Source organism: Chelativorans sp. M5D2P16 (assembly GCF_034427935.1).
Taxonomy (GTDB): Bacteria; Pseudomonadota; Alphaproteobacteria; order Rhizobiales; family Rhizobiaceae; genus Chelativorans.
Window position 1 is genome coordinate 220,892 of record NZ_JAXQNM010000036.1, and the last position, 24,384, is coordinate 245,275.

24 protein-coding genes and 1 pseudogene are annotated in these 24,384 nt (G+C 63.8%); 18 read left to right on the top strand and 7 right to left on the bottom strand.

The window, feature by feature from the left end:
- The first annotated feature begins 77 nt into the window (after nucleotides 1-77).
- From SIN08_RS17130 to SIN08_RS17150, 5 genes and pseudogenes are all read left to right on the top strand, one after another.
- A complete protein-coding gene (locus tag SIN08_RS17130; protein ID WP_322452810.1) occupies nucleotides 78-827 on the top strand; it encodes an SDR family oxidoreductase in 750 nt (249 codons plus the stop codon).
- 110 nt (nucleotides 828-937) lie between these two features.
- Nucleotides 938-1,756 (top strand): LssY C-terminal domain-containing protein, encoded by an 819-nt coding sequence (locus tag SIN08_RS17135; protein ID WP_322452811.1) that lies wholly within the window; start codon nucleotides 938-940, stop codon nucleotides 1,754-1,756.
- A 444-nt stretch (nucleotides 1,757-2,200) separates the two neighbouring features.
- Nucleotides 2,201-2,908: pseudogene (locus SIN08_RS17140) on the top strand (acetyl-CoA C-acetyltransferase); the annotation flags it as partial.
- A 139-nt stretch (nucleotides 2,909-3,047) separates the two neighbouring features.
- Nucleotides 3,048-3,614, top strand: coding sequence for a putative glycolipid-binding domain-containing protein (locus SIN08_RS17145; RefSeq protein ID WP_322452812.1), 567 nt, complete (start codon nucleotides 3,048-3,050; stop codon nucleotides 3,612-3,614).
- Between the two features lie 207 nt (nucleotides 3,615-3,821).
- Nucleotides 3,822-4,298, top strand: a complete 477-nt coding sequence (locus SIN08_RS17150; protein WP_322452813.1) for a DUF421 domain-containing protein — start codon at nucleotides 3,822-3,824, stop codon at nucleotides 4,296-4,298.
- Here SIN08_RS17150 and SIN08_RS17155 read toward each other — a convergent pair.
- The gene (locus SIN08_RS17155) at nucleotides 4,273-4,623 is read right to left on the bottom strand and encodes a hypothetical protein (protein ID WP_322452814.1); all 351 of its coding nucleotides are present in this window, start codon (nucleotides 4,621-4,623) and stop codon (nucleotides 4,273-4,275) included. The genes SIN08_RS17150 and SIN08_RS17155 overlap by 26 nt on opposite strands.
- Between SIN08_RS17155 and SIN08_RS17160 the strand changes: the two genes are divergently transcribed.
- Entirely contained in the window at nucleotides 4,568-6,001 is a 1,434-nt protein-coding gene (locus SIN08_RS17160) for a glutamine synthetase family protein (RefSeq protein WP_416208094.1), read from the top strand. The genes SIN08_RS17155 and SIN08_RS17160 overlap by 56 nt on opposite strands.
- Nucleotides 6,002-6,106: 105 nt before the next feature.
- Entirely contained in the window at nucleotides 6,107-7,393 is a 1,287-nt protein-coding gene (locus tag SIN08_RS17165) for an FAD-binding oxidoreductase (RefSeq protein ID WP_322452816.1), read from the top strand.
- A gap of 19 nt (nucleotides 7,394-7,412) precedes the next feature.
- Here the strand turns inward: SIN08_RS17165 and SIN08_RS17170 are convergent, their stop codons facing one another.
- Nucleotides 7,413-8,732, bottom strand: coding sequence for a homoserine dehydrogenase (locus SIN08_RS17170; RefSeq protein WP_322452817.1), 1,320 nt, complete (start codon nucleotides 8,730-8,732; stop codon nucleotides 7,413-7,415).
- Nucleotides 8,733-8,906: 174 nt separating this feature from the next.
- On the opposite strand from SIN08_RS17170, the gene SIN08_RS17175 reads away from it, so the two are divergent.
- Genes SIN08_RS17175 through SIN08_RS17185 form a run of 3 tightly spaced genes read left to right on the top strand, consistent with a single transcriptional unit; the run spans nucleotide 8,907 to nucleotide 11,587 of the window.
- Complete coding sequence (locus SIN08_RS17175) at nucleotides 8,907-9,932, top strand: ABC transporter substrate-binding protein (RefSeq protein ID WP_322452818.1); 1,026 nt, start codon at nucleotides 8,907-8,909, stop codon at nucleotides 9,930-9,932.
- Between the two features lie 40 nt (nucleotides 9,933-9,972).
- Entirely contained in the window at nucleotides 9,973-10,743 is a 771-nt protein-coding gene (locus tag SIN08_RS17180; protein ID WP_322452819.1) for an ABC transporter ATP-binding protein, read from the top strand.
- Nucleotides 10,733-11,587 carry an ABC transporter permease gene (locus tag SIN08_RS17185; protein WP_416208095.1) on the top strand — a complete coding sequence of 285 codons (855 nt, stop codon included), beginning with the start codon at nucleotides 10,733-10,735 and terminating at the stop codon, nucleotides 11,585-11,587. The genes SIN08_RS17180 and SIN08_RS17185 overlap by 11 nt, the downstream gene beginning before the upstream one ends.
- Nucleotides 11,588-11,606: 19 nt before the next feature.
- On the opposite strand, the gene SIN08_RS17190 is transcribed toward SIN08_RS17185, so the two are convergent.
- Complete coding sequence (locus SIN08_RS17190) at nucleotides 11,607-11,750, bottom strand: hypothetical protein (protein WP_322452862.1); 144 nt, start codon at nucleotides 11,748-11,750, stop codon at nucleotides 11,607-11,609.
- Between the two features lie 64 nt (nucleotides 11,751-11,814).
- On the opposite strand from SIN08_RS17190, the gene SIN08_RS17195 reads away from it, so the two are divergent.
- The 5 genes from SIN08_RS17195 to SIN08_RS17215 all read left to right on the top strand — a co-directional run bounded on the left by SIN08_RS17195 (nucleotide 11,815) and on the right by SIN08_RS17215 (nucleotide 18,692).
- Nucleotides 11,815-12,702 carry a PhnD/SsuA/transferrin family substrate-binding protein gene (locus SIN08_RS17195; protein WP_322452820.1) on the top strand — a complete coding sequence of 296 codons (888 nt, stop codon included), beginning with the start codon at nucleotides 11,815-11,817 and terminating at the stop codon, nucleotides 12,700-12,702.
- Nucleotides 12,699-14,156: a HAMP domain-containing sensor histidine kinase gene (locus SIN08_RS17200; RefSeq protein ID WP_322452821.1), complete on the top strand. Its 1,458-nt coding sequence runs from the start codon at nucleotides 12,699-12,701 to the stop codon at nucleotides 14,154-14,156. The genes SIN08_RS17195 and SIN08_RS17200 overlap by 4 nt, the downstream gene beginning before the upstream one ends.
- A complete protein-coding gene (locus tag SIN08_RS17205) occupies nucleotides 14,146-15,483 on the top strand; it encodes a sigma-54 dependent transcriptional regulator (protein ID WP_322452822.1) in 1,338 nt (445 codons plus the stop codon). Before SIN08_RS17200 ends, SIN08_RS17205 begins: the two co-directional genes overlap by 11 nt.
- A 156-nt stretch (nucleotides 15,484-15,639) precedes the next feature.
- Nucleotides 15,640-16,161, top strand: a complete 522-nt coding sequence (locus SIN08_RS17210; RefSeq protein ID WP_322452823.1) for an arsenate reductase (azurin) small subunit — start codon at nucleotides 15,640-15,642, stop codon at nucleotides 16,159-16,161.
- An 11-nt stretch (nucleotides 16,162-16,172) separates the two neighbouring features.
- A complete protein-coding gene (locus tag SIN08_RS17215; RefSeq protein ID WP_322452824.1) occupies nucleotides 16,173-18,692 on the top strand; it encodes an arsenate reductase (azurin) large subunit in 2,520 nt (839 codons plus the stop codon).
- Nucleotides 18,693-18,744: 52 nt separating this feature from the next.
- Here SIN08_RS17215 and phnE (SIN08_RS17220) read toward each other — a convergent pair whose 3' ends face one another.
- From phnE (SIN08_RS17220) to phnD, 4 genes are all read right to left on the bottom strand, one after another.
- Entirely contained in the window at nucleotides 18,745-19,560 is an 816-nt protein-coding gene (gene phnE / locus SIN08_RS17220; protein WP_322452860.1) for a phosphonate ABC transporter, permease protein PhnE, read from the bottom strand.
- The gene (gene phnE, locus SIN08_RS17225) at nucleotides 19,560-20,369 is read right to left on the bottom strand and encodes a phosphonate ABC transporter, permease protein PhnE (RefSeq protein WP_322452825.1); all 810 of its coding nucleotides are present in this window, start codon (nucleotides 20,367-20,369) and stop codon (nucleotides 19,560-19,562) included. The genes phnE (SIN08_RS17220) and phnE (SIN08_RS17225) overlap by 1 nt, the downstream gene beginning before the upstream one ends.
- Nucleotides 20,366-21,205 (bottom strand): phosphonate ABC transporter ATP-binding protein, encoded by an 840-nt coding sequence (phnC, locus tag SIN08_RS17230; RefSeq protein WP_322452826.1) that lies wholly within the window; start codon nucleotides 21,203-21,205, stop codon nucleotides 20,366-20,368. The genes phnE (SIN08_RS17225) and phnC overlap by 4 nt, the downstream gene beginning before the upstream one ends.
- Nucleotides 21,206-21,277: 72 nt before the next feature.
- Nucleotides 21,278-22,225, bottom strand: coding sequence for a phosphate/phosphite/phosphonate ABC transporter substrate-binding protein (gene phnD, locus SIN08_RS17235; protein ID WP_322452827.1), 948 nt, complete (start codon nucleotides 22,223-22,225; stop codon nucleotides 21,278-21,280).
- 176 nt (nucleotides 22,226-22,401) lie between these two features.
- Between phnD and SIN08_RS17240 the strand changes: the two genes are divergently transcribed.
- The 3 genes from SIN08_RS17240 (at nucleotide 22,402) to arsB (ending at nucleotide 24,363) form a co-directional block, all read left to right on the top strand.
- Nucleotides 22,402-22,734: a metalloregulator ArsR/SmtB family transcription factor gene (locus SIN08_RS17240; RefSeq protein WP_322452828.1), complete on the top strand. Its 333-nt coding sequence runs from the start codon at nucleotides 22,402-22,404 to the stop codon at nucleotides 22,732-22,734.
- An 11-nt stretch (nucleotides 22,735-22,745) separates the two neighbouring features.
- Nucleotides 22,746-23,255, top strand: coding sequence for an arsenate reductase ArsC (locus SIN08_RS17245; RefSeq protein WP_322452829.1), 510 nt, complete (start codon nucleotides 22,746-22,748; stop codon nucleotides 23,253-23,255).
- Nucleotides 23,256-23,319: 64 nt separating this feature from the next.
- Complete coding sequence (gene arsB / locus SIN08_RS17250; RefSeq protein WP_322452861.1) at nucleotides 23,320-24,363, top strand: ACR3 family arsenite efflux transporter; 1,044 nt, start codon at nucleotides 23,320-23,322, stop codon at nucleotides 24,361-24,363.
- Nucleotides 24,364-24,384 lie beyond the last annotated feature (21 nt).

The window sequence follows — 24,384 nt, forward strand, 5'->3', positions numbered from 1 at the left end:
ATTGCGGATCCGTGATTATAGAAAGTTCGTGCTGCAAGGTCGATATCCCGGGTATCCGAGAAAAGGAGACACGATTCATGAATACCGTGATGATCACCGGATGTTCCTCCGGCTTCGGGCTGGAGACCGCGCGCCACTTCATCGACCAGGGCTGGTCGGTCGTCGCCACGATGCGCAGCCCGCGCGAGGACGTCTTGCCCGCCTCCGACCGGCTGCGCATCCTGCAACTCGACGTGACCGAGCGCGATGCGATCAGCCGTGCGGTCGAGGCGGCAGGTCCGATCGACGCCCTCGTAAACAATGCGGGCATCGGCTGGATGGGTCCGCTGGAGGGCACGCCGGAAGAGACGATCCGCGAAATCTTCGACACCAACACTTTCGGCACGTTCGAGATGACACGCGCCGTGCTGCCGCAGTTCCGGGCGCGCGGAGCGGGGACGATTGTCAATGTTTCCTCCAGCACGACGCTGAAGGCGCTGCCGCTGCTGCCGATCTACACGGCCAGCAAGGCTGCGGTGAATGCCTTCACCGAATGCCTGGCGCTGGAGCTCGAGCCCTTCGGCATCCGCACGCGGCTGATCCTGCCCGGCCAGGCTCCGGGAACCCGTTTCGGGGCCAACGCACGCGGCAAGATGGCAGAGACGGGGAGCATTCCCGAAGCCTATGACGCTTTTGCCAAACAGGTCTTTGCCGCCCACGCGTCGGCGGCGGATACGAAGGTCACCGAGCCGGAGGACGTCGTTGCAGCCATCTGGCGGGCAGTGACCGAGCCGGACTGCCCCCTGCGCCAGGCCGCAGGCGCCGATGCGCTGGCTCTTGCCGCATGACGGCAGGAATGCTGCGGGCCACGACGCCAGTGACGGCAGGGCAGCGGGCGCCGACTTAGGTGCCCCCTGCTGGCTACCGCCGGCGAGGCTTTGGTGTTTATGATGCGCCTATGACCCGCCTCGCCCGATGGATACAACGCATCCTCATCTTCTTGATCGCCTCAGCGACGTTATGGTTCATCGTCACTCAGATCTTCGAGAGGATTGACCAGCAGGTTCCCGTCTTCGCTGCGTTGCTGCTTACCTACGCCCTCGCAGCCTATGTTGTCCTGCCGCCGGTCATCCGTGCGAGCGTGGCGGTCCTCCGCCGCAACCGTATCCCGAGAGTCACGCGCGCAGCGGACGGCCTTCCCGCGGATCCCGTCAATGTCGTCCTGATCGGCTCGCAGGAGCAGCTCCGCTCGGCATTTGCAGTGGCAGGTTGGCACGTTGCCGATACACTGACACTTCGCTCTGCCGTGAGAATGGTGGTGAGCTTCGTTCTCGATCGTTCCTATCCTACCGCCCCGTTCAGTGCGCTCTATCTGTTCGGCCGCAGACAGGACATCGGCTTCCAAGAGGACGTCGGCGACAGTCCGAGGAAGAGGCATCACATCCGCTTCTGGGCGGCAAACATCGACCCTGAACTCGGAGCCGGCGATCTTGCGTACTGGACGCGGAAATTGCGCATCGATCCGTCGCAATCACATATCTGGGTCGGCGCTGGCACGACCGATACTGGCTTCGGCCTGCAATCCATGACATGGCAAATTTCGCATAGGGTGGACCGCGATGCAGATTCCGAGCGCGAGCATATCGTGGCCACGCTTCGTAACTTCGGCTGCATTGCGGAGGAATACTATATCGAAGCAGGCGAGCCGGTGGGAACCCACTTCACAACCGATGGCCGCATCTTCCACGCCCGGCTCGTCCCTTGCGGCTGGCCATAGGAAAACTAGTTTGCTGCCCAAGTACGACCCGTATGTGCTTGGCTAGGACTGCGAGGAATGCGGAGCGAGGCCTTTGAAGATCTGCTCCCGGGTCCCGCAAGAACCCGGGATTCCGCGAGGCATAGGACCAAGACGAGCGTATGGGCCATGGCCGCTCCCCTTGTGATTGCGAAGCGCCGGACGATCGGTCCATAGATGCGATGATGGAAACGACAGCAAGGACAGGCACGATCCCGAATGTCCGCAAACCCTGAGCAGGCATGCCGTTCTGCAGACCCGGCTTGTCTCGACCACAGCGTGCGCAACGACAGCGATGATGGTTCCGCGCGTCGGCGCACAGTTGAAGGAACTTGATCTCACGCCTGCCTGCCGGCTGGTACCGAACGCGCCAGCTTCGCCGGCATCGGCACCGGACTGGTAACATTCAAAGCGCAAGGGCCCGTTATGACCACCACATCCGATCCTGTCGTCATCGTCTCGGCCGTCCGCTCTCCGCTGGGCCGCTTCCTCGGCGATCTCGCGCCGGTGCAGGCGAGCGCACTCGGCGCCCATGTCATCGGCGCGGCCCTCGAACGCGCGCAGCTGTCGCCCGACCGGCCGGACGAGGTGTACATGGGCTGCGTGCTACCCGCCGGCCAGGGACAGGCCCCTCCCCGGCAGGCGGCGCGCGGCGCCGGCCTGCCCGATACCGTCGGTGCCACCACGATCAACAAGGTCTGCGGTTCGGGCATGAAGGCGACCATGCTGGCGCACGATGTCATCCGCGCCGGCTCGGCCGATGTCGTCGTGGCCGGAGGCATGGAGTCGATGTCGAACGCACCCTATCTGCTCTCGCGGGCCCGCTCCGGCTATCGTGTCGGCCATGACCGCATCCTCGATCACATGATGCTCGACGGTCTGGAGGATGCCTACGAACCTGGCCGTGCCATGGGCGACTTCGGCGAAGCAGCCGCCGAGGCTTACCAGTTCACGCGCGCTGACCAGGACGCCTATGCGATCGAGACCCTGTCCCACGCCCGTACAGCGATTGAAACCGAGGCCTTTTCCGACGAGATCGCGCCGGTCATCGTCGCGATCAAGGTCGTCGACACCGACGAGCATCCGCTGAAGGTTTCGCCAGAGAAGATCCCCAGCCTCCGGCCGGCCTTTCGTCCTCACAATCACCGCTACGCTCCTATCGATCAGATTTAGTGTCCACACGACCTGAGGTCTGGACTCAATCCTTAGCGGGATGCGACGATTGCGTGGGTAGAGGACGGCCATCTCACCACGGTCGCAGGCAAAAGTGCGCATGGAGCGGGAATCCGAAGTAATATTCTGGCGTCGAACGGACATGGCGGGTTTGGAACGTCTGACGCTGGCGGTTTGCGCCGATGCCGTTTACGCGGTGTCGAGCGTGATCTGTGTGGAGGACGGCGGTTACCGGATCGACCACCGATGGAAGATATCGCCTGATTGGCGGGCGCTTTCACTGGAGGTGGAAAAATGGGGCGCGGGCGAATACACCCGACTGACGCTCGAGCGGGCCGGCAAGGGTTGGAAGGTGGACGGGATGCATCGCCCTGATCTCGACGGGGCGGATGAGCCGGATCTATCAGTGACGCCCTTCTGCAATACATTTCCGATTCAACGACTGAAGACCGAGAAGCGGGAAAGCCTCACTCTAGAGACCTGCTACATAGACGCTGCGTCCATGACGGTGGCGTGTTCACGCCAGAGATACGACCGACTGCGCCCGAACTTCCTACGCTACATCGACCTTGGTCTCTCCGCCGGATTCGAAGCGGACCTGCAGGTTGACGATAGGGGCTTGATCGTCAGCTATCAGGACCTTTTCGAGCGCGTGGCCGCCCGTTGAAGGAAAATCGATCGGCTCGACGTCCCGATGGCCGGGAATAGGTGCACGCCGTCGCGCGGCAGGGAACTCTCGGCTGCATCGGTCGGATCGATTGTCATCATCATGAGTTGATGAGGCATGGCAGTCGGTCCGGGACGCGTGAACATCGCGACCCTGCTCACCCCATGAACGTCACGAACCGGAGGACGGATCCCGATGAGTCAGCCGATGCTGTTCGACAATTGGGAAAACCTGTTGCGGATCCTGCTTATCGGCGGGGCAGCCTATGTCGCGCTGGTGTTCATGTTGCGCATATCCGGCAAACGGACGCTGAGCAAGATGAATGCTTTCGACCTCGTGGTCACGGTTGCGCTGGGGTCCACGCTCGCCACTGTCCTTCTGGACAGGAGCATCCCGCTGGCCGATGGGGTGCTTGCTCTGTCGCTGCTCGTCGCCCTTCAATATGTCATTACCTGGGGGTCGGTTCGATCCCAGTGGCTGCAAAAACTCGTCAAGAGTCAACCCAGCGTGCTGGTCGAGAAGGGCAGCTACCGGGACGAGGCGATGCGCATCCAGCGCGTGACCAGGGAAGAAGTGGAGGCCGCTCTTCGACAGCATGGGCATTCGGGTCTGGACACGATCGATCGTGTGGTTTTGGAAACGGACGGTTCGCTCAGCGTCATCCCGAAGAGCGATCAGCGATGAGCGCATAACCGCCGCTGCGCGGCTGAACGGCGGTCACCGCCCTCATCGGCATCAGAATGCTCAGGACGACGAGGATTGTCGGCAGTCCCGTCAATTCTTTCAGACTTCCTCCGGCCGTGGTGCACGGCAGATGCGCGGCCTGTCCTGGCCGCCACTGCGCTTGGAGCCATTGAGGTTTAAGGCGCTTGCTCGACCAAACCGCGTCATGCCCTTCCCAATCTCTTTTCTGGACGTCTATACTCGCGCATCCGAAAAACGCCTGGTGATCGATGCTGGACAACAAGAAGACGATACGGCCCCGCGGGCGCAACGGACGCACGCGCATGCCCGCATTCCTGAAAAATCTGCGCGGCGTGAAGAACTGGAAAGAGGCTTCGGCCTGGCTCGAGTGGCGCGGCATCGAGGATATCGAGTGCATCACGCCGGACCAGGCGGGTGTGGCGCGCGGCAAGATGATGCCGTCGAAGAAATTCACCTCCAACACGTCGCTGGCGCTACCCTCGGCGGTGTTCATGACCACGATCTCCGGCGGCTACCCGGAAAGCGGCAACGGCTTCATCTATCCGGAAGACGACGGCGATCTGAAGCTGGTGCCGGACCTTTCGACCCTTTCGGTCGTCCCGTGGGAAAGCGACCCAACGGCGCAGGTCATCTGCGACCTCGTCCACCAGGACGGGCGCGTCGTCGCATTCAGCCCACGCAATGTCTTGAAACGGGTGATCGCGAAATATGCTGAGCACGGGCTGAAGCCCATCGTGGCGCCGGAGATCGAGTTCTATCTCGTGCACAAGAACCCCGACCCCGACTACCCGCTGACCCCGCCCGTCGGCCGCTCGGGGCGACCCATCGGCGGCGGTCAGGGCTATTCGATCGCCGGCGTCAACGAGTTCGACGAGCTGATCGACGACATCTACCATTTCTCCGAAAGCCAGGGGCTGGAGATCGACACGCTCATCCACGAGGAAGGAGCGGGGCAGCTCGAGATCAACCTGCGGCACGGCGACCCGATGGAACTCGCCGACCAAGTGTTCATGTTCAAGCGCACCATCCGCGAGGCGGCGCTGAAGCACGACACCTACGCGACCTTCATGGCCAAGCCGATCCAGGAGCAGCCGGGCTCGGCCATGCATATCCACCAGTCCGTGGTCCAGGCAAAGACGGGCAAGAACGTCTTTTCCGACGCGCACGGCGAGGAGACGGACGCCTTCCGCCACTTCATCGGCGGCCTGCAGCGGCATATTCCCAACGCCCTCATCATGCTGGCGCCCTACGTGAACTCCTACCGCCGGCTGACCCAGGGCAACGCGGTGCCGGTCAACACGCGCTGGGGTTACGACAACCGCACGACGGCCTTCCGCGTGCCGCGCTCGGACCCGGGCTCCCGGCGCGTGGAAAACCGCATCCCCTCCTCCGACGCCAACCCCTATCTGGCGCTGGCTGCCTCGCTCGCCTGCGGCCTGATCGGCATTCTGGAAAAGACCCCGCCGGATGCGCCTGCCGGCACGGCGGTGAACCAGGATGAGATCGAACTGCCCCGCGGCCTTCTCGAGGCGGTGGCGCTGTTCGAGGGCGACGCGGCGTTGTGCGACATATTGGGTGAGCCTTTCACCACCACCTACGCGGCGATCAAGCGAGCCGAGTTCGAAACCTTCATGCGGGTGATCAGCCCGTGGGAGCGGGAGTATCTGTTGCTGAATGTGTGATTTGGGAAAAGGTGAATGGCTGACAGCATTTCGTAATTCTGCAGCCGCTCCAAATATCGGTCGCACCTCCATTCTCCATTTACCATTCACCATTCATCTATCCCCATGCCCTACCAATCCCCCATCTCTCCCGGCTACTCCTGGTATGAGGCCAGTATCGGCGAACGTCCGGAATATCCGGCACTCGATGGTGACCTGCAGGTCGATGTCGCCGTCGTCGGGGGCGGCTTCACTGGGCTTTCGGCGGCCGCGCATCTCGCCAAGGCGGGCGTGAACGTCGCACTGATCGACGCCCACCGCTTCGGCGACGGCGCCTCCGGGCGCAATGGCGGCCAGCTCGGCACCGGCCAACGGGCCTGGCCGGAGGAATTGGAAGCCGATCTCGGCTTCACGCGCGCCAAGGCGCTGTTCGATCTCGGCGAGGAGGCCAAGGCGCACCTGCTTTCCTTCGCCGAGGCGAACGGGATCGACATCGACTACATGCCGGGGCAGATGTCAGTCGTCCACAAGCGGCGCTACCTCGACGACTACCGCGCTCATGCCGGGATCATGGCCGAGCGCTTCGACTATCCGCACGTCACTTTCATGGATCGCCGGGAAACGGCGGAGCGACTCGGCTCCACCCACTATTTCGGCGGCATCCGCGATACCGGCACCGGCCATATCCACCCTTTGAAACTGGTCGTGGGCACCGCTCGCGTCGCGACCGCCGCGGGGGCGCGGCTTTTCGAGAAGACGCGGGCCGAGAGCATCAAATCGGACTGCGGCAAGGTGCGGATCGCCGCGGCGCGCGGCACCATCACCGCCGACAAGTGCCTGATCGCCACCAACGCCCATGGGGGCAAACTTGAGCAGACCACGGCGGCGCATCTGATGCCCATCGGCTCCTTCATCGGCGCCACCGTACCCCTGGGGGGCGACAGTCCCGTCCTGCCCGGCGGCGAAAGCGTCGACGATTCGCGCTTCGTTGTGCGTTATTTCCGCAAGACCGGGGATGGCCGGCTGCTCTTCGGCGGCCGGGAGGCCTATTCCAGAAACAACCCGGGCGGCATTGAAAAGGCGATTCGCCGCCAGATCGCCGATATCTATCCCGCGCTGGCCGATGTGGAGATCACCCACACCTGGGGTGGCTATGTCGGGATCACGCTGCCGCGCCGGCCTTTCGTGCGCGAGGTGATGCCGAACGTGATCGCCGCCGGGGGCTATTCGGGCCACGGCGTCATGCTGGCGAACTTCACCGGCAAGCTTTATGCCGAAACGGTGGCCGGCAATCGGGACCGGCTCAAGCTCTTCGAAGAGCTGAACATCCCGCCATTTCCCGGGGGTACGCGCCTGCGCCCCATCCTGCTTTTCCTGGCGCTCAACTGGTATGCGCTGCGCGACAGGATCTGAACAAACCCGATAAGCGCCCTCACCCGGCGGCCAGCACCATCTCATCCTGCCTGCGGCGCAGTTCCATGAGTTTGGTGCCGGGCACGGGCGCGGCATTGTCATAGGTCAGGAGCGCGCCCTTCCTTACCGGTGCGGTCACCGTGCCGCCTTCCAGGAGGCCGCAGGGAACCGCATTGGCCGCGCGCGCGTCCTCCACCGTCATGATCCAGGAGCGGTAGGTGTATTCGCCGATCGCGTCCAGCCTCTCCCCCCGCTGCAGGTCGCGCTTGGCTACCGCGCAAACCTCCGCCACCGGCCGGTCGAGCGGCACCATGTCGGCCTTGCCGTAAAGAACCGCGCGGGCGCAGGTGAGCGGCACCTCGAGGCTTGTCAGGTGATGCGGGCGGTAGAAGGTGAAGTAGGGCCCATCCCCGAGCTTCAGGTCCGCCATGCGCTCATGGAGCCGCGGATGAGCCATGTCGGCGATGACGAAGACCCCCGGGGCGACGCCCGGACCGACGGAGAAGTCCACGCAGCCCTTCTTCGACAACACGCCGCCATCGGAAACGGGGCACAGAACGCGCGGCAGGTCCTCCAGTGAGGCCATCGGGCCGTGCATGCCGGGCTTGTCCGGCACGAGGCCGGTTGCGTTGGCGATCGCCGCCATCTCCACCATGGTCTTTGAGCCGTCGACGAACTCCACCAGCATGCGCGGGTTCATGTTGCGGCGGGCGGCCTCCTCTCGATAATCGTCGGGAACGGCGTCGGGATTGAACGGGTTGTTCTTGCCCTTGCCGGCGGCAACGATCTCGTGGCCCATCGCCGTGACGAACTCGATGAGCTCCATGCAGGAGGACGGCTCGTCGCCGGCACCCACGGAATAGACCACGCCCTGCCTGTCCGCCATGCGCCGAAGATAGGCGCCAATGGTGACATCGGCCTCCACGTTCATCATGACGAGATGCTTGCCCGCCTCGATCGCCGCAAGGCCCAGTTCGGCGCCGGCGGCAGGCCTGCCGGTGGCGTCCACGACCACCTCGACGTCCGCGCATTCCATGAGCTGCATGGCGTCACCCACAATCGCCGTGCGGCCGGAGCGGATGACGTCCGCCATGGCACCCGGCGAGGCGGCCCGCGCGGCGCTTTCCGGCGGACGGCCGGCGATGCGGATCGCGGCTTCCGCGTTCACATAACGCCGGTCGACGATCGCCGCCACCTCGATGCCCTGCATCAGCGCGACCTGAGTGACGATGTCCGTTCCCATTTCGCCGCAGCCGATGACGCCGATACGCACGGGCCTCCCCTCTTCCGCGCGGCGGGCGAGGTCGCGCGCCAGTCCAGTCAGGGCCACATTGGTCATCGGCTTAGTCCCGGTATCGAATATGCGGCGGAGATAGAGGGGCCGCAGGAGGCTTTGTCAACCGTCGTGATCGCCGCGCCGCATGCCGCTGCAATCCGCGCAAATTTCCCTTGCCCCCCGGGAACCGCTGTGCGAGACCCCAGCGAAAATCCTAAAAGCCGAAGGGAGAGGCCCATGCCTATGATTTCGCGCAGGACATTCACCGCGCTGGCGCTCGCCGGAACCGCCGCCGGCATGCTGTCCGGCGGTGCTTCGGCGGCGGACAAGATCAATGTGGGCATCATTCCTTCGCTCACGTCCCATTCGCCCAGCATCATCGCCGAAGCCAAGGGCTATTTCGCCGAAAAGGACCTTGAGATCGAATTCGTCAGCTTTCAGTCCGCACAGCCCATGGCGGTGGCGATCGCCTCGGGCGACGTCGATTTCGGCATGACGGCGATCTCCGGCGGGCTCATCAGCCTGGCCGACAAGGGCGTCATCAAGGTGATCGGCGGCGCTCTGCAGGAAACGCCGGACATCGAAGGCCAGAAGATCCTCGTCTCCAAGGCCGCCTTCGACGACGGCGTAAAGACGCCGGCCGACCTGGAGGGCCGCAGCTTCGGCATCACCAGCACCGGTTCGTCCTTCCACTACATGGCGCACAAGATCGCCAATGGCGAGGGTTTCCCCCGCTCCGCGATCAGCCTGAAGCCGCTGCAGAAGGTGCCGGCCGTCATCGCCTCGCTGCAAACGGGGCAGATCGACGCCTGGTCCATCGTGCCCAGCATCGCCGGCAACCTGACGGCCGGCGGAGATGTGATCGAGATCGGAAAGATCTCGGACTACATCGACAACTATCAGGTGACGACCGTCTTCACTTCGGCGGCCAACACCCAGGAAAAGCCCGATCTGGTGGAGCGCTTCCTTGCGGGTCTTTCCAAGGGCATGGCCGACTATAACGCCGCGCTTGTCGACAAGTCGATGAGCGAGGACGAGACGGCCGAGATCGTCGCCGCGATCCACGAATATATCTATGCCGACCAGCCGCTCGAGAAGGCCGGTCCGCGCATTCGCGCCGGCGCCATGCGTATGAGCCCGGGCGCGGCCCTGAACCTTGCCAGCGTCGAAGACCAGCTCGAATGGTTCAAGTCCGAGGGTCTCGTTCCGGAAGGCGTAACCATGGACAAGCTCGTCGATCCAGGCTTCGTGGAAACCCGCTAAGCGCTTCCGCCGCCGGAGCGGCTAAGCCGGAACGGATGAAATGCAGCTCATCCTCACAGGCATCCGCCACTGCTATGGCGGCACGAGCGTCGTGGACGACATCTCGTTCACCGTCGGCGACGGGGAGATCGTCTGCATCGTCGGGCCGTCGGGTTGCGGCAAGTCCACCTTGCTCAGGATTGCCGGCGGGCTGGAACGGCCGGACGCGGGCGAGGTGCTGGTGGCGGGCCAGCCGGCGGACGGCTCGCTGAACCCCCTCACCTACATCTTCCAGGATTTCGCGCTCCTGCCGTGGCGCACGGTGGAGGGCAATGTCAGCCTCGTCCTTGAAGACCATGCCGTCGGGCGCGAGGACCGGCGTGCCATCGTCAAGGATGTGCTCGCCCGCACCAATCTTTCCGAGTTCGCCCGCGCCCTGCCGCGGCAGCTTTCCGGCGGCATGAAGCAGCGCGTGGCAATCGCCCGCGCGCTTGCGGTGAAGCCCGCAATCATGCTGATGGACGAGCCGTTGTCGGCGCTCGACAGCCAGACCCGTGAACTCCTGATGGACGACCTCGTAGCGCTGTGGCAACGCGAGCGCTTCTCGGCCTGCTACGTCACGCACAACCTCAACGAGGCAGTGCGGCTCGGCCGGCGCATCATCGTGCTTTCACGGCGGCCGGGTCGCATCCGCGAGGTGGTGGAGATCGACATGCCGCTGGCGCAAAGGCCGCAGCGGCTTGCGGAACTGGAAAAACTGCAGCGGCGGGTCTGGGAGATCATGCGCGAAGAAGCGCGCGAGGCCGACAGGGAGATTTCCGATGTCGCGTGAAGTGGTCGATGCCGATGACGAGAGGGCCGAGGGCAACCCGACGGCCGACATGCAGGCGGTGCGCCCCGTGCCTTTCCGCGGCGGCGGCTTCACCCATGGGCGGCGGCTGGGGCCCGTCGCGCCGCTGGTCTTTCTCTCGGTGCTTGTTCTTTGGGAGGCCGGCTCGCGCAGCGGCATCATCAGCCCCGTCGCCCTGCCCGCGCCGTCGGAGGCGCTCGGCGCGCTGGCCGATCTCGTCACCACGGGCATGCTGTGGAAGCATTTCGGCGCGAGCCTCTATCGCCTGGCCATCGGCTGGACGCTGGGCAGCCTTCTTGGCATCGCCGTCGGTCTTCTGATCGGACTTTTCTCGCTGGCGCGCGCCGGCCTCCTGCCGCTCGTCTCGGCCCTCTTTCCCATCCCCAAGATCGCCCTTCTGCCGCTCTTCATCATCTGGTTCGGTATCGGCGAAGGCTCGAAAGTGGCGACCATCCTGTTCGGCACGTTCTTTCCGACCGTCATCGCCACCTATGGCGGGGTCGACAATGTCGACCGCAACCTCATCCGCATGGGCCAGTCCTTCGGCCTGTCGTGGCTGTCGATCGTGCGCAAAATCATCGTGCCCGGCGCAATGCCGGCGATCCTGTCGGGCTTCCGAATCTCCGCCTCGATCGCCATCGTGCTTCTGGTGGCGGCCGAAATGATCGGCGCCGAACACGGCATCGGCGCCTATATCCTCATGGCGGGTGCGCTCTTTGCCACGGACCAGCTGATCGCCGGCGTGGCGCTGCTGTCGGCCCTGGGGCTGACGATCGGCTGGCTGATCGGCCGCGCCGAGCGGGCACTCCTGTCCTGGCGCACCTAGCTGGGCGCGCTGGCTGCCATCACCTTGCCGCCGTGTCGCGCATCCGGCTCTCCATCTCGCCGAGCACCTCCGCCGGGACCTTAAGCGCCGCGCCGTTCTCGTCGATACACCTGGCATCGTAACGGGACAGCACAAAGCTTTGAGCGTTGCGCAGTTCTGGCATGACCCAGTCGCATTTTGCGATCGCATACACTAAACTTTGCGGGCGACTTACTTGGGAGGACCTGATGGAAATCTCCGGCCGGCGCAGGAGCGCGGGCCTTTCACGTCGTGACGTTTCGCTCGCGTTGGCTGCGAGCCTCTTGGCCGCCAGTTCTGTCACGGTCCGCGCCGACGAGACCACGTTCAAATTCGGCCTGACGCCGGTCTTCCTGACCAGCGACTTGGAACTGCTTGGTCATTTGAGGAAATACCTGTCCGGTAGGATCGGCGGTCCGGTCGAACTGGTTATGCGGCGAACCTATCAGGAAATCACTGCGCTATTGGTTTCGGGCCAGATCCAGTCGGCATGGATCTGCGGCTACCCCTATGTGCAGTACCGGGAGCGGCTGGATCTGGTGGCCACGCCCTCCTGGCAGGGAAAGCCGCTCTACCAGTCCTATCTGATCGTCCCCTCCGATCGCGCAGCCAGCAACTGGCGGGACCTGCGCGGAGACATCCACGCCTTCTCCGATCCCGACTCCAATTCGGGTTTCCTCGTCACGCGCACGCTGCTTGCCGAGCACAGGATGATGCCGGAAGAATTCTTCGCGCGACACTTCTTCACCTACGGACATCGCAACGTCGTCCGCGCCGTGGCGTCACGCCTGGCGCAATCGGGAAGCGTCGACGGCTATGTCTGGGAGGTTATGCGCGAGACGGAGCCGGACCTTGTCGCTCGGACGAAGATCGTCAGACGCTCCGAATGGCTGGGCTTCCCACCCATAGCGGCGCCGAAATTCCTGGCCGACGAACCCGCGCTTGTGCGCTTGAGAAAGGCGCTTGTCTCGATGGCCGACGATCCCGACGGAAAGAAGGTGCTGAAGCTTTTGAGGCTGGACGGTTTCGTGGTGACAGAGCCTTCCTTGTTCGACACGATCGCCGCCAAGGTCGAGACGGTAAGGCGGTTCGGATGAAGCTGATCAATCGCATCAGATCGATCCCGATCTCCTATCGCATGCCACTGATCGTGGCACTCTTGATGGTAGCGGTCAGCGCGGCGATCTCCGAGCGGGTTCTCGACCGCCTGTCACGCACCCAGGAGCGATTCCTGGACGGGCTGGCGCAGACCTATCTCGACGGGCTCTCTTCCGCGGTTCTGCCTGCGGTGCTGCGTGCCGACGTGTGGGAGGTGTTTGACGCGCTTGACCGGTCCGCCTCTTCCTATGGCGCGCTGGCTCCGCTGGAAACGATCGTGACCGGCGCCGACGGGCGCGTGCTGGCGGCAAGCGATCCTGGAAGGATCGCCGCCTATTCCGAACTGCCGGATGGCTTTGTCGACCGATACGGTCCCGGTCTGGTCACCATCGACGAGACCTCGATGACGGGATTTACGCGTCGCGAGCTCGTCTACCAGGGGCTGCCGATCGGCACGATTCATGCGACATTCAACGTGGCGCACCTGTTTGCCGAGCGGCGCGAGATCCTCATCACGCTTCTCGTCACCAATGGCGCGCTGGCCGCCCTTTTTTCATTGGGGGGATTTCTGCTCGTCAGGCGGATGATCGGCCCGATGCGCGTGCTCGAAAGCCATATGCGGGCCGCAGCGAACGGGACAGCCGAGCCGATCTCACCGGGCGAGTTCCCCTCGCGGAACCCGGAAGTCGCAAGCCTGTTCCGTGGCTATAACGCCCTGGTGCACGCCGAGCGTGAGCGAGCGGACCTTGCAATGCGGCTCGCCGAGGAAGAAAAGGTGGCGAGCCTCGGGCGGCTCGCCTCCGGTATGGCGCATGAGATCAACAATCCGCTCGGCGGTCTGTTCAATGCTCTCGACACGCTGAAAAAGCACGGCAGCACGCCCGGGGTTCGCACAACCTCGATCAACCTGATCGAGCGTGGTTTGCAGGGCATTCGAGAGGTCGTCGAGGCGGCGCTCGCCAATTACCGCCCCGAACGCTCCGCTCGCCCGATTTCGCCGACGGACCTGGAAGACGTTCGCTTGCTCCTCAGGCCGGAGCTGCGGCGCCGCCGCCAGCGCCTTGCCTGGACCGTCGAGTGGAGCGACCAGGGCGAATTGCCGATCAAGAGCGCCCCCGTGCGGCAGGCAATATTGAATCTGCTCCTGAACGCGAGTGCCGTGACAATGGAAGACGGCGAGATCGGTCTTGCGGCCCGTGTCTCCAGCGGAGAATTGAGCATTGAAATTCACGATCAGGGTCCGGGATTTCCCGAAGACATCGCCGGTATACTGGTCGATGATGATCCCGGACCCGCATTGCGCGCTGGCGGCGGATTAGGCCTATGGATGGTGCGGCGCGTGGTTGACGATCTCCGTGGAGAGGTGAGAGTTGGCGAGAAGCCTGAGGGCGGAACCGTGGTGACCTTGATCTTGCCTTTTCCCGCTGAGGAGAGACGGGCCGATGCCGCCTGAACGCCCACGCATAGGATTGGTCGAGGACGACCCGGTGATGGGCGGGTCGATTGTCCAGCGGCTGGAGCTGGAGGGCTGGGATGTGACCTGGTGGCAGACGGGCCGCGCGGCCATCGAGGCCGTAGAGTCCGCTGCCGCCCTTGACCTCGTCGTCTGCGATATCCGCCTGCCGGACATGTCCGGAGAGGCCGTTTTCGGCGAGCTTGCCAAGCGGCCGGACACGCCGCCCTTCCTATTCGTTACCGGCCATGGCGAGATCGACCAGGCAGTGAGGCTTATGCGCTCGGGCGCCGTCGACTTCATGACCAAGCCCTTCATCATGGACGATTTCCTGAAACGCATCGAGGCAGGCCGCCGAACCTCGGCTTCGACCGCTCGCATCACGGGATGTCTCGGGGAATCCACGGCCATCCGGCAGGTCGAGGATTTGCTGCACCGTTACGCCGGCCACGATCTTCCGGTACTGATCACCGGGGAGACCGGATCGGGCAAGGAAGTGGCGGCACGGCTTCTGCACCAGATATCCCCGCGCGCCGCCGAACCTTTCGTCGCCGTCAACTGCGCTGCGATCCCGGCGGAGCTCCTGGAAAGCGAGATCTTCGGTCACGAGAAAGGTGCCTTCACTGGCGCACATGCGCGGCATCTGGGCTATGCCGAGCGCGCCGGCGGGGGCTCCCTCTTCCTTGACGAGATCGGTGACATGCCGCCCGCTCTGCAAGCGAAGCTCTTGCGCCTCATCGAGGACGCCGGCTTCACCCGGCTGGGCGGTGAGGCGATCATCCCTTTCCGGGCACGCATCGTCGCCGCCACCCATCGCGACCTGGCGGAAGGCGGATCGAACACGGGCTTCCGAGACGACCTCTATTTCCGCCTCGCCGTGCTGCCGGTTGAAATTCCACCCTTGCGCAGGCGCCCGGAAGACATCTCCTGGCTGTTGGACCGCTTTCTCGAGAATGCGGTCGCCCGCACCGGCGCGCGCATCCGTGGCTTTAGCGCGCTGGCCGAAGAGGCAGCACTGGCTCATCCCTGGCCGGGCAATGTCCGCGAATTGCGCAACCGGGTCGAGCGCGCGGCCGCACTCACCAACAATGAATGGATCATGCCGGGAGACCTTTTTCCCGAGCAGGCATCGGCCGCAGGCCATGCCGCCTTCACGCCCCTGGCCGAGATCAGGGACGCGGCCGAGCGCCGGCAGATCGAGCGCGCGCTTGCGGAGGCAGGCGGGCAGGTTGGCAAGGCCGCAGGGCTCCTTGCCATCTCGAGGACCACGCTCTGGGAGAAGATGACGCGCTTCGGGATGAAGGAGCGTGCACGTTCGGATTCCTGAACCATGGGCGGTGCGGCATGTCCGGAACTTCGAACGTGTCTCCGCCTGCGCGGCATCCGCTGACGCCACCGACCTTTTGGAAAACTTGCTTTTCACCTTCTGGCACGCAGCTTGCTTCACGTTCCCTGACGTCATCACACGCGAGGGGAGAAAGCCATGTCACGTTGCGACAGACTGGTGGATGTCGGCCGCCGCCAATTCCTGAGGGGAAGCGCCTTTACGGCCGCGGGCGCGGCGGCTGCGGCCACGCTTCCGCAAGAGGCAAGGGCGCAAGTCGCCATGGCCCGGGTTGAATACCCGGCGAACCGCCTGGCGAACATTGCCGACCTCACCGAAAACGAACCGTTCGACGTCGCCTATCCGGACGAGAACGCGCCCGGTGTGCTTCTGAAGCTCGGGACGCGCGTCGAAGGCGGGGCGGGTCCCGACGGCGACATCGTCGGCTTCTCGACTGTGTGTCCGCATAAGGGCTTTCCCCTGATGTACAGCGCCGAGGATCGGACCCTGAACTGCCCCGGCCACTACTCCCGCTTCGACTGCGAGGCGGGCGGCCAGCAGATCTGGGGCCAGGCAACCCAGAACCTGCCGCAATACACGCTGCGCGTCGACGACAAGGGCGACATCCATGCCGAGGGGCTCGACGAGCTTCTCTACGGCCGCCTGTCCAACGTGCTTTGAGGGAGGGGAACATGGCTTACAAAAGACAGATCGACCGCCTGCCGATCATCCCGGCGGATGCCACCCGACACAATGTCGTCTGCCACTACTGCATCGTCGGCTGCGGTTACCACGCCTACTCCTGGCCGGTGAACAAGCAGGGCGGCACCGACCCTTCCGCGAACGTTTTCGGTGTCGACCTCGCCGAACAGCAATATGCCGAGACCGATGCCTGGTATTCGCCGTCGATGTACAACATCGTCAAGCAGGACGGGAAAGACGTTCATATCGTCATCAAGCCGGACCGCGAATGCGTGGTGAACTCTGGCCTCGGCTCCGTGCGCGGCGCGCGCATGGCGGAGATGAGCTATTCCCAGGCCCGCTCCACCCAGCAGCAGCGGCTGACCGATCCGTTGGTCTGGCGCTACGGCCAGATGCAGCCGACGAGCTGGGATGACGCGCTCGATCTCGTTGCTCGCGTAACCGCACGGATCGTCGCCGAAAAGGGCGAGGACGCGCTTTTCGTCTCCGCTTTCGACCATGGCGGTGCCGGCGGCGGCTACGAGAATACCTGGGGCACGGGCAAGCTCTATTTCGGGGCGATGAAAGTGAAAAACATCCGCATCCACAACCGCCCGGCCTATAATTCCGAGGTCCATGCCACGCGCGACATGGGGGTGGGCGAGCTCAACAACTGCTACGAGGATGCCGAGCTTGCCGACACGATCATGGTGGTCGGCGCCAATCCGCTGGAGACCCAGACCAACTATTTCCTCAATCACTGGGTGCCGAACCTGCGCGGCTCCTCGCTCGGCAGGAAGCAGGAACAGCTTGCCGACGAACCGCACGACCGCGGCCGCATCGTCATCGTCGACCCGAGGCGCACGGTGACGGTTGCGGCCTGTGAAGCGGAGGCCGGCAAGGAGAACGTGCTGCACCTGCAGATCAAGTCGGGCACCGACCTGGCGCTCTTCAACGCACTCTTCACCGAAATCGTCGACAACGGCTGGGTCGACCAGGCCTTCATCGACGCCAGCACGACCGGCGAGGCGGGAGAAGGCGACGGCAGCGACCCGGCTCATCCGGCCGTCTTGACTAGTTTTGCCGCCGCCCGCGAGGGCAATCGCATGTCGGTCGAGGGAGCCGCGGAGATCACCGGCCTTGCGCCCGACGACATCCGCAAGGCCGCGAGCTGGATCGCCGAGCCCAAGGAGGGCGGCGCTCGCCGCCGCACAATGTTTGCCTACGAGAAGGGCCTGATCTGGGGCAACGACAATTACCGCACCAACGGTGCGCTGGTGAACATCGCACTCGCCACCGGCAATGTCGGCCGTCCCGGCGGCGGCGTGGTCCGGCTCGGTGGTCACCAGGAAGGCTATGCCCGTCCGGGCGATGCCCATGTCGGACGGCCGGCGGCGTATGTCGACAAGCTTTTGATCGAGGGCCAGGGTGGCGTTCACCATATCTGGGGCTGCGACCACTACAAGACGACGCTGAATGCTGCGGAATTCAAGCGCATCTACAAGCAGCGCACGGACAAGGTGAAGGACGCGATGAACGCCGTGCCCTACGGCGATAGGGAAGCGATGGTCGATGCGATCGTCGCAGCGATCGAGGATGGCGGCCTGTTCGCCGTCGACGTGGATATCGTGCCCACCAGGATCGGCGAAGCCTGTCATGTCGTCCTGCCGGCGGCCACATCGGGTGAGATGAACCTTACCTCGATGAACGGCGAGCGACGCATGCGCCTCACCGAGCGCTACATGGACCCGCCCGGCCGGGCCATGCCCGACTGCCTGATCGCCGCGCGCCTTGCCAACCACATGCAGCGCATATTGGGTGAAACGGGCCACGCCGACCTCGCCGCAAATTTCGACGGCTTCGACTGGCAGACCGAAGAAGACGCCTTCATGGACGGCTATCATGCCATCGCGCATGGGGGCGAGCACGTCACCTATGAGCGGCTGCGTGCCATGGGGACCAATGGCTTTCAGGAGCCGGCAACGGGCTTCGAGGACGGGAAAATCGTCGGCACGCAACGCCTTTATGCCGACGGCAAATTCGGTACCGAGGGTGGAAAGGCACGCTTCATGCACGCGGCATGGCGCGGCCTGCAGGCGCCGGGCAAGAAGGAGCAGCAGGAAAGCTACGACTTCCTGATCAACAACGGGCGCGCCAACCAGGTCTGGCAGTCCGCCTATCTGGATGTGGAGAACGACTTCGTCATGGACCGCTGGCCGTTCCCCTTCATCGAGATGCATCCCGACGACATGGCGAAGGTGGGCGTAAAGGAAGGCGATCTTGTCGAGGTCTACAACGACGCCGGATCGACCCAGGCGATGGTCTATCCGACGTCCTCGGCCCGGCCCGGCGAAACCTTCATGCTCTTTGCCTATCCGACCGGCGTACAGGGAAACGTTGTCAATGCGGGCACGAACGAACTGATCATCCCGAACTACAAGCAGACCTGGGGCAACATCCGCAAGATCGCGGACGCGCCGGCCTCGGTCGCGCATCTGACTTTCAAGTCGAAGGAATACAGCGCCGTCTGATTTGTAGTGCGACAGAGCTGCCGCGGGAGCCACGGCAGCTCGATTGCGTGGCCTATATGATCGCGCGCCGTACCTGCGACGACACCCATTCCGAAAGGATGACGGTGATGAGGATGAGGGCGAAGATGACGGTGACTTGCGACCATGCCAGTACGTTGAGCGAGGCCTGCAGTTGCAGTCCGATACCGCCGGCGCCGACAAGGCCGAGAATGGTGGATTCGCGGATATTGATGTCCCAGCGGAAAACGGTGATGCCCGCGAATGCGGGCAGCACCTGCGGGACGATGCCATAGTCGATGACCTGCCAGCCGCCGGCTCCGGTGGCGCGCACGGCCTCGACCTGGCTCTCGTCAATCTCCTCGATGGCCTCGTAGAGCAGTTTGCCGACGAAGCCGATGGAGCGCAGCGCAATGGCGATGATGCCGGCAAGCAGCCCTGGGCCGAGGATCGCCACGAGCAGCAATGCCCATATCAGGGAGTTGATCGAACGCGAGGCAACGATGATGAACAGCGCGATCGGCCGCAGGACGAGAGCCGAAGGCGTGGTGTTGCGCGCGGCAAAGAAGGCGGTGGGCACCGCCAGCACGGTACCGATCAGCGTGCCGAGCGTGGCGATGTTGATGGTGTCCCAGAGCGGAGCCCAAAGCCTGTTCAGATAGGACAGTCGCGGCGGCCAGGAGCGCGACAGGAGATCGGCTGCCTGGCGCGGCGCGTCCTGCACGAAGGTCCAGATCGTGTTCTCGTTCATGATCCGCCAGGAAATGACGAACAGCACCGCGGCGGCGAACCAGCCGACCCAGACGGCCCATTCGCCCGCCGTCGTGCGTTTCGTCCAGGCTTGCCCCGAGGTGGTGGAGCCGACGGGCATCACTGCACCCACTTACGGATATGGCTGGAGCCGTACTCGGCCAGCATGACGAGGATGATAATAAAGATCAGGATTGCCCCCGCCGTATCGTAATCATAGCGCTGCATGGAGGTGTTGAGCGTGGCGCCGATGCCGCCGGCACCGACGATGCCGATCACCGCGGACTCGCGGAAATTGATGTCGAGCCGGTAAAGAGACAGGCCGATCAGGCGCGGCATCACCTGCGGCTGGATGCCGTAGTTCACAACCTGCCACCAGCTTGCGCCGGTGGCGCGCGTCGCCTCCGCCTGGCTCTCATCGATCTCCTCGATGTCGTCGGCAAGCAGCTTGGCAAGGAAGCCGATGGTGGCGAAGGACAGCGTCAGAAAACCGGCAAAGGGACCGAAGCCGAACATCGCGACGAACAGGATCGCTATGACAATCTCCTGGAACGCGCGGGACACGGCTATGATCGATCGGCAGAAGAGATAGATCGGCGCCGGCACCAGGTTGCGCGCGGCGCCAAGGCCGATGGGTACGGAGATCAGCACGCCGACGATGGTCGAGCAGACGGTCATAGTGACGCTCTCGACCATGCCGCGCCAGATATCTTCGGCGCGCGTGAGGAAATCAGGAAGCAGAAAGCCCTGCGCAAAGCGCGCACCTCGATCAAGGCCTTCGTAGACCCGCTGCCAATTGATCTCCAGCGTGCCGAACGCAGCGACGAAGTAGATCAAGGCCCCGCCATAGATGACCCAGCGCCAGAAGCGGCTCTGGATCAGCACCGGTGGGCGCCGCCATTGGCGCGGTGCAGCGGCGACTTGCGTCATAAAAGGCCTGCCATGCGCTCTTCGCGGGCCTGCTCGAAGGCGGCTACCTCTTCCTCGTCGCGCGCCTCGTCCTCCTTTTCCTCGCGCATGGCGTGCCAGTCCTCCTCGCCGTAGATGGCGGTAAGGGCCTTCTCGTCCAGCGCATCGGGCGGGCCGTCGAAGACGACGCGGCCGGCCTGCAGGCCGACGATGCGGTCGACGAACATCTGCGCCAGCGTGACGTCGTGGATATTGATGATCGCCGGCAACGAACGCTCGCGGCAGACCTCGCAGATGAGCCGCATGATCTGGCGCGAGGTCTTCGGATCGAGCGAGGCGGTCGGCTCGTCAACCAGGAGAAGCTCGGGGTCCTGCTCGAGCGCGCGCGCTATGCCGACGCGCTGGCGCTGCCCGCCCGAGAGCGCGTCGGCACGCTTGTCGACATGGTCGGAAAGGCCGACGCGGTCGAGCAGGGCAAACGCCTTCTCGACGTCCTTTGCCGGAAAGCGGCGGAAGAAGGAGCGCCAGAAGGGAACGTAGCCGAGGCGGCCGGACAACACGTTCTCCATCACCGTCAGGCGTTCCACCAGGGCGTATTCCTGGAAGATCATACCGATGCGGCGGCGCATCTTCCTGAGCGCCGGGACGTTGAGCGTGGTCAAGTCCGTCCCGTTCAGAAGCACCTTTCCGGCAGTGGGCTCGACGAGGCGGTTGATGCAGCGGATGAGGGTCGACTTGCCGGCGCCCGAGGGACCGATGAGTCCGACGACCTGGCCGCGATCGACGGTGAAGGAGACGCCGTTCAGCGCCCTGTCACCCGTCCTGTAGCGCTTTTCCAGATTGTCGATCGTTAGCATGCAGGCCACCTCGCATAGGCCAAGGGCGGGAACCCGGTGGGGGGTTCCCGCCCTTGAGCGTTCAAGCAGTTTCTACTGGCAGTCGTAGGAAACGTCGTTGGCTTCATCAATCTGGCGAATCACGGCCCAGTCATCCTTGAAGGTGATCTCGATGAACTGCGCTTCGCCGGACTTTGAGAACTCTTCCTGCAGTGCAGAGCCTTCCCAGGGGAAGGAGAAGAAGGCCTCCCGGATCTTCTCCTGCAACTCCGGCCGCAGGTTGTAGACGGTGCCGTACCCTGTGGTCGGGAAGGTTTGCGACTTGTAGATGGTCTTGATCTGGTCCGCGGAAATGACCTCACGCTCGATCATGCGGTCCTTCACGGAATTCGCAATTGCTGCAGCTTGATAGTCACTATTGGCGACGCCGAGAATGGAGGTGTCGTGGGAACCCGAGAAGGCGGGCTCGAAGTCTTCGCCGGCTACCATATTGAACTCGCTCTTCAGAATGGCCGACGGCGCCTTGAAGCCCGAATTGGAAGTCTCCTGCGTGAAGGCGATCTGCCCGCCGCGCAGATCCTCGATCTCGTCGGCTTCCGAATCCGCCGGTGCGATGATCTCCATCTCATAGCCGAACGAACCATCCGCGGCGGCCATCATCGCGAAAGGGCGGAAGCCCGCGCAGGCGACGGCGATCGGATTGGAACCGGTGTTGAAGCCGGAGATGTGAAGCCGACCCGCGCGCATGGCTTCCAACTGGGCGGCGTTCGACTGAACCGGGAAGAACTCGACCTTCTTGCCGGTGACCTCTTCCATGTGCTCCAGAAACCCGGCCCAGACGTCAGCGTAAACTGCCGGATCCTCGACAGGCGTGTAGGCGAAGATCAGCGTGTCCGGATCGACGAGCTGGCTTTCGTCGGTGGGAATATCGGCCACGAGATCGCCGTCGGCGTCCTGGTACCGGCTATCAAGCTGGAATTCGGCGTGCGCTGGAAGTGCGAGGGCCACTGTGGCGGCCAGAGCGGCGACGATACTTTTCATGACGTTCTCCATCGGCTGAATGCTTGGACCGAGGCCGAGCTATCGCAGGCGCGTATCAGTTATGTGACAGTTGTTGTGCCGCTCTTCCCTCCCACGCCCCCCTGCCCTCAAAGTTCGAGGTTTACGCGATGTGGTCCTCAATGCTATATGACGCATAAATCGGGAAATACAGATATATGGAAAAGAGATCTGCTCTTGTCGCCCTGGCGGCGCTCGGCCAGGAAACCCGGCTCGAAATCTTTCGACTCCTGGTCAAAGCAGGAGCGGACGGAGTTCCGGCGGGCGAAATCGCTTCGCGGCTCAATACCGTGCAGAACACGACCTCGACTCACCTGAAAACCCTTACCCATGCGGGACTGGTTCGGGCCCAGCGCGAGGGTCGCGTCATCCGGTACTACGCCGATATGACCGGCTTCCGCGATCTTCTCGCTTATCTGATGGAAGACTGCTGCAACGGTGCGCCGGAACTTTGCCGCCCCGTGATCGAGGCCGTGACATGCGACTGCTAGGAGATGGTCCTGTGAATGATAGAGCTTTCAACGTCCTGTTTTTGTGCACGCACAATTCGGCCCGGTCGATTATCGCCGAATGCCTCTTGAACCGGCATGGAGAAGGCCGTTTCAAGGCCTTCAGCGCCGGCAGCCAGCCGCGCGGCAAGGTGCATCCCTACGCGCTCGATCTGCTCCGCCAGAGGGGCTACGAAACCGCCGGGCTGCGTTCGAAGTCCTGGGACGAATTTGCGGGGCCGGACGCGCCGAAGCTCGATTTCGTTTTCACCGTCTGCCACGATGCCGCCAATGAAACCTGCCCGGTCTGGCCCGGCCAGCCGATGACGGCCCACTGGGGCGTTCCGGATCCGTCCACCGCAACCGGAACCGAGGCGGAACAGCGCTTTGCCTTTGCCGATACGCTGCGCATGCTGCGGCAGCGGATTTCGATTTTCGTCAATCTTCCGGTAGGCAGCCTCGACAGGCTCAGCCTGCAGAACCGGCTGGACGAGATCGGCCGTAACATGGCGAAAGCCGGCTGAAACAAAGACAAGGACCACCATGACCGATCATGCGATCGAGACCGGAGAAGCCGCTCCGGCAGGCATCAGCTTTTTCGAGAAGTACCTGACCATCTGGGTGGCGCTGTGCATCGTCGCTGGAATCGCCCTTGGTCATGCGCTGCCGGGGGTCTTCGGCATCATTGCCGCCGCCGAGGTCGCGCAGGTCAACCTTCCGGTGGCTGTGCTGATCTGGCTGATGATCGTGCCGATGCTGCTCAAGGTGGATTTCGCCTCGCTCGCCCGGGTCGGCAACTACTGGCGCGGCATCAGCGTCACGCTGCTCGTCAACTGGGCGGTGAAGCCGTTCTCGATGGCCTTGCTCGGATGGCTGTTCATCGGCTGGCTCTTTCGCCCGTACCTGCCAGCGGACCAGATCGACTCCTATATCGCCGGCCTCATCATCCTCGCCGCCGCTCCCTGCACCGCGATGGTCTTCGTCTGGTCGAACCTGACGCGCGGCGAGCCGAACTTCACGCTTTCCCAGGTGGCGCTCAACGATGCGATCATGATTGTCGCCTTCGCGCCCATCGTCGGCCTGCTGCTCGGCCTTTCGGCGATAACAGTGCCTTGGGAAACGCTGCTTCTGTCCGTGGTGCTCTACATTCTTCTGCCGGTCATCGTGGCACAGGTGCTGCGCCGCAGGCTGCTGGCGACGGGCGGCCAAGCCGGGCTGGACGGGTTTCTTGCGAAATTGCAGCCGCTCTCGTTGGTGGCACTGCTTGCCACGCTGGTGTTGCTCTTCGGCTTCCAGGGCGAGCAAATCATTGCCCAGCCGCTGGTGATCGCGCTTCTGGCGGTGCCGATCCTGATTCAGGTCTATTTCAATTCCGGTCTCGCTTATCTGCTCAACCGCCTTTCCGGCGAGCAGCATTGCGTGGCCGGCCCTTCGGCGCTGATCGGGGCATCGAACTTCTTCGAGCTCGCCGTCGCCGCGGCCATCGTGCTCTTCGGCCTCAACTCGGGTGCCGCCCTTGCCACGGTCGTCGGCGTGCTGGTGGAAGTTCCGGTGATGCTGTCGGTGGTCTGGATCGTGAACCGCAGCAAGGGATGGTACGAACGCGGCGGGGCAGTTCGGGCGAAGACTTAACGGGGGTCGCGCCGTGGTGCT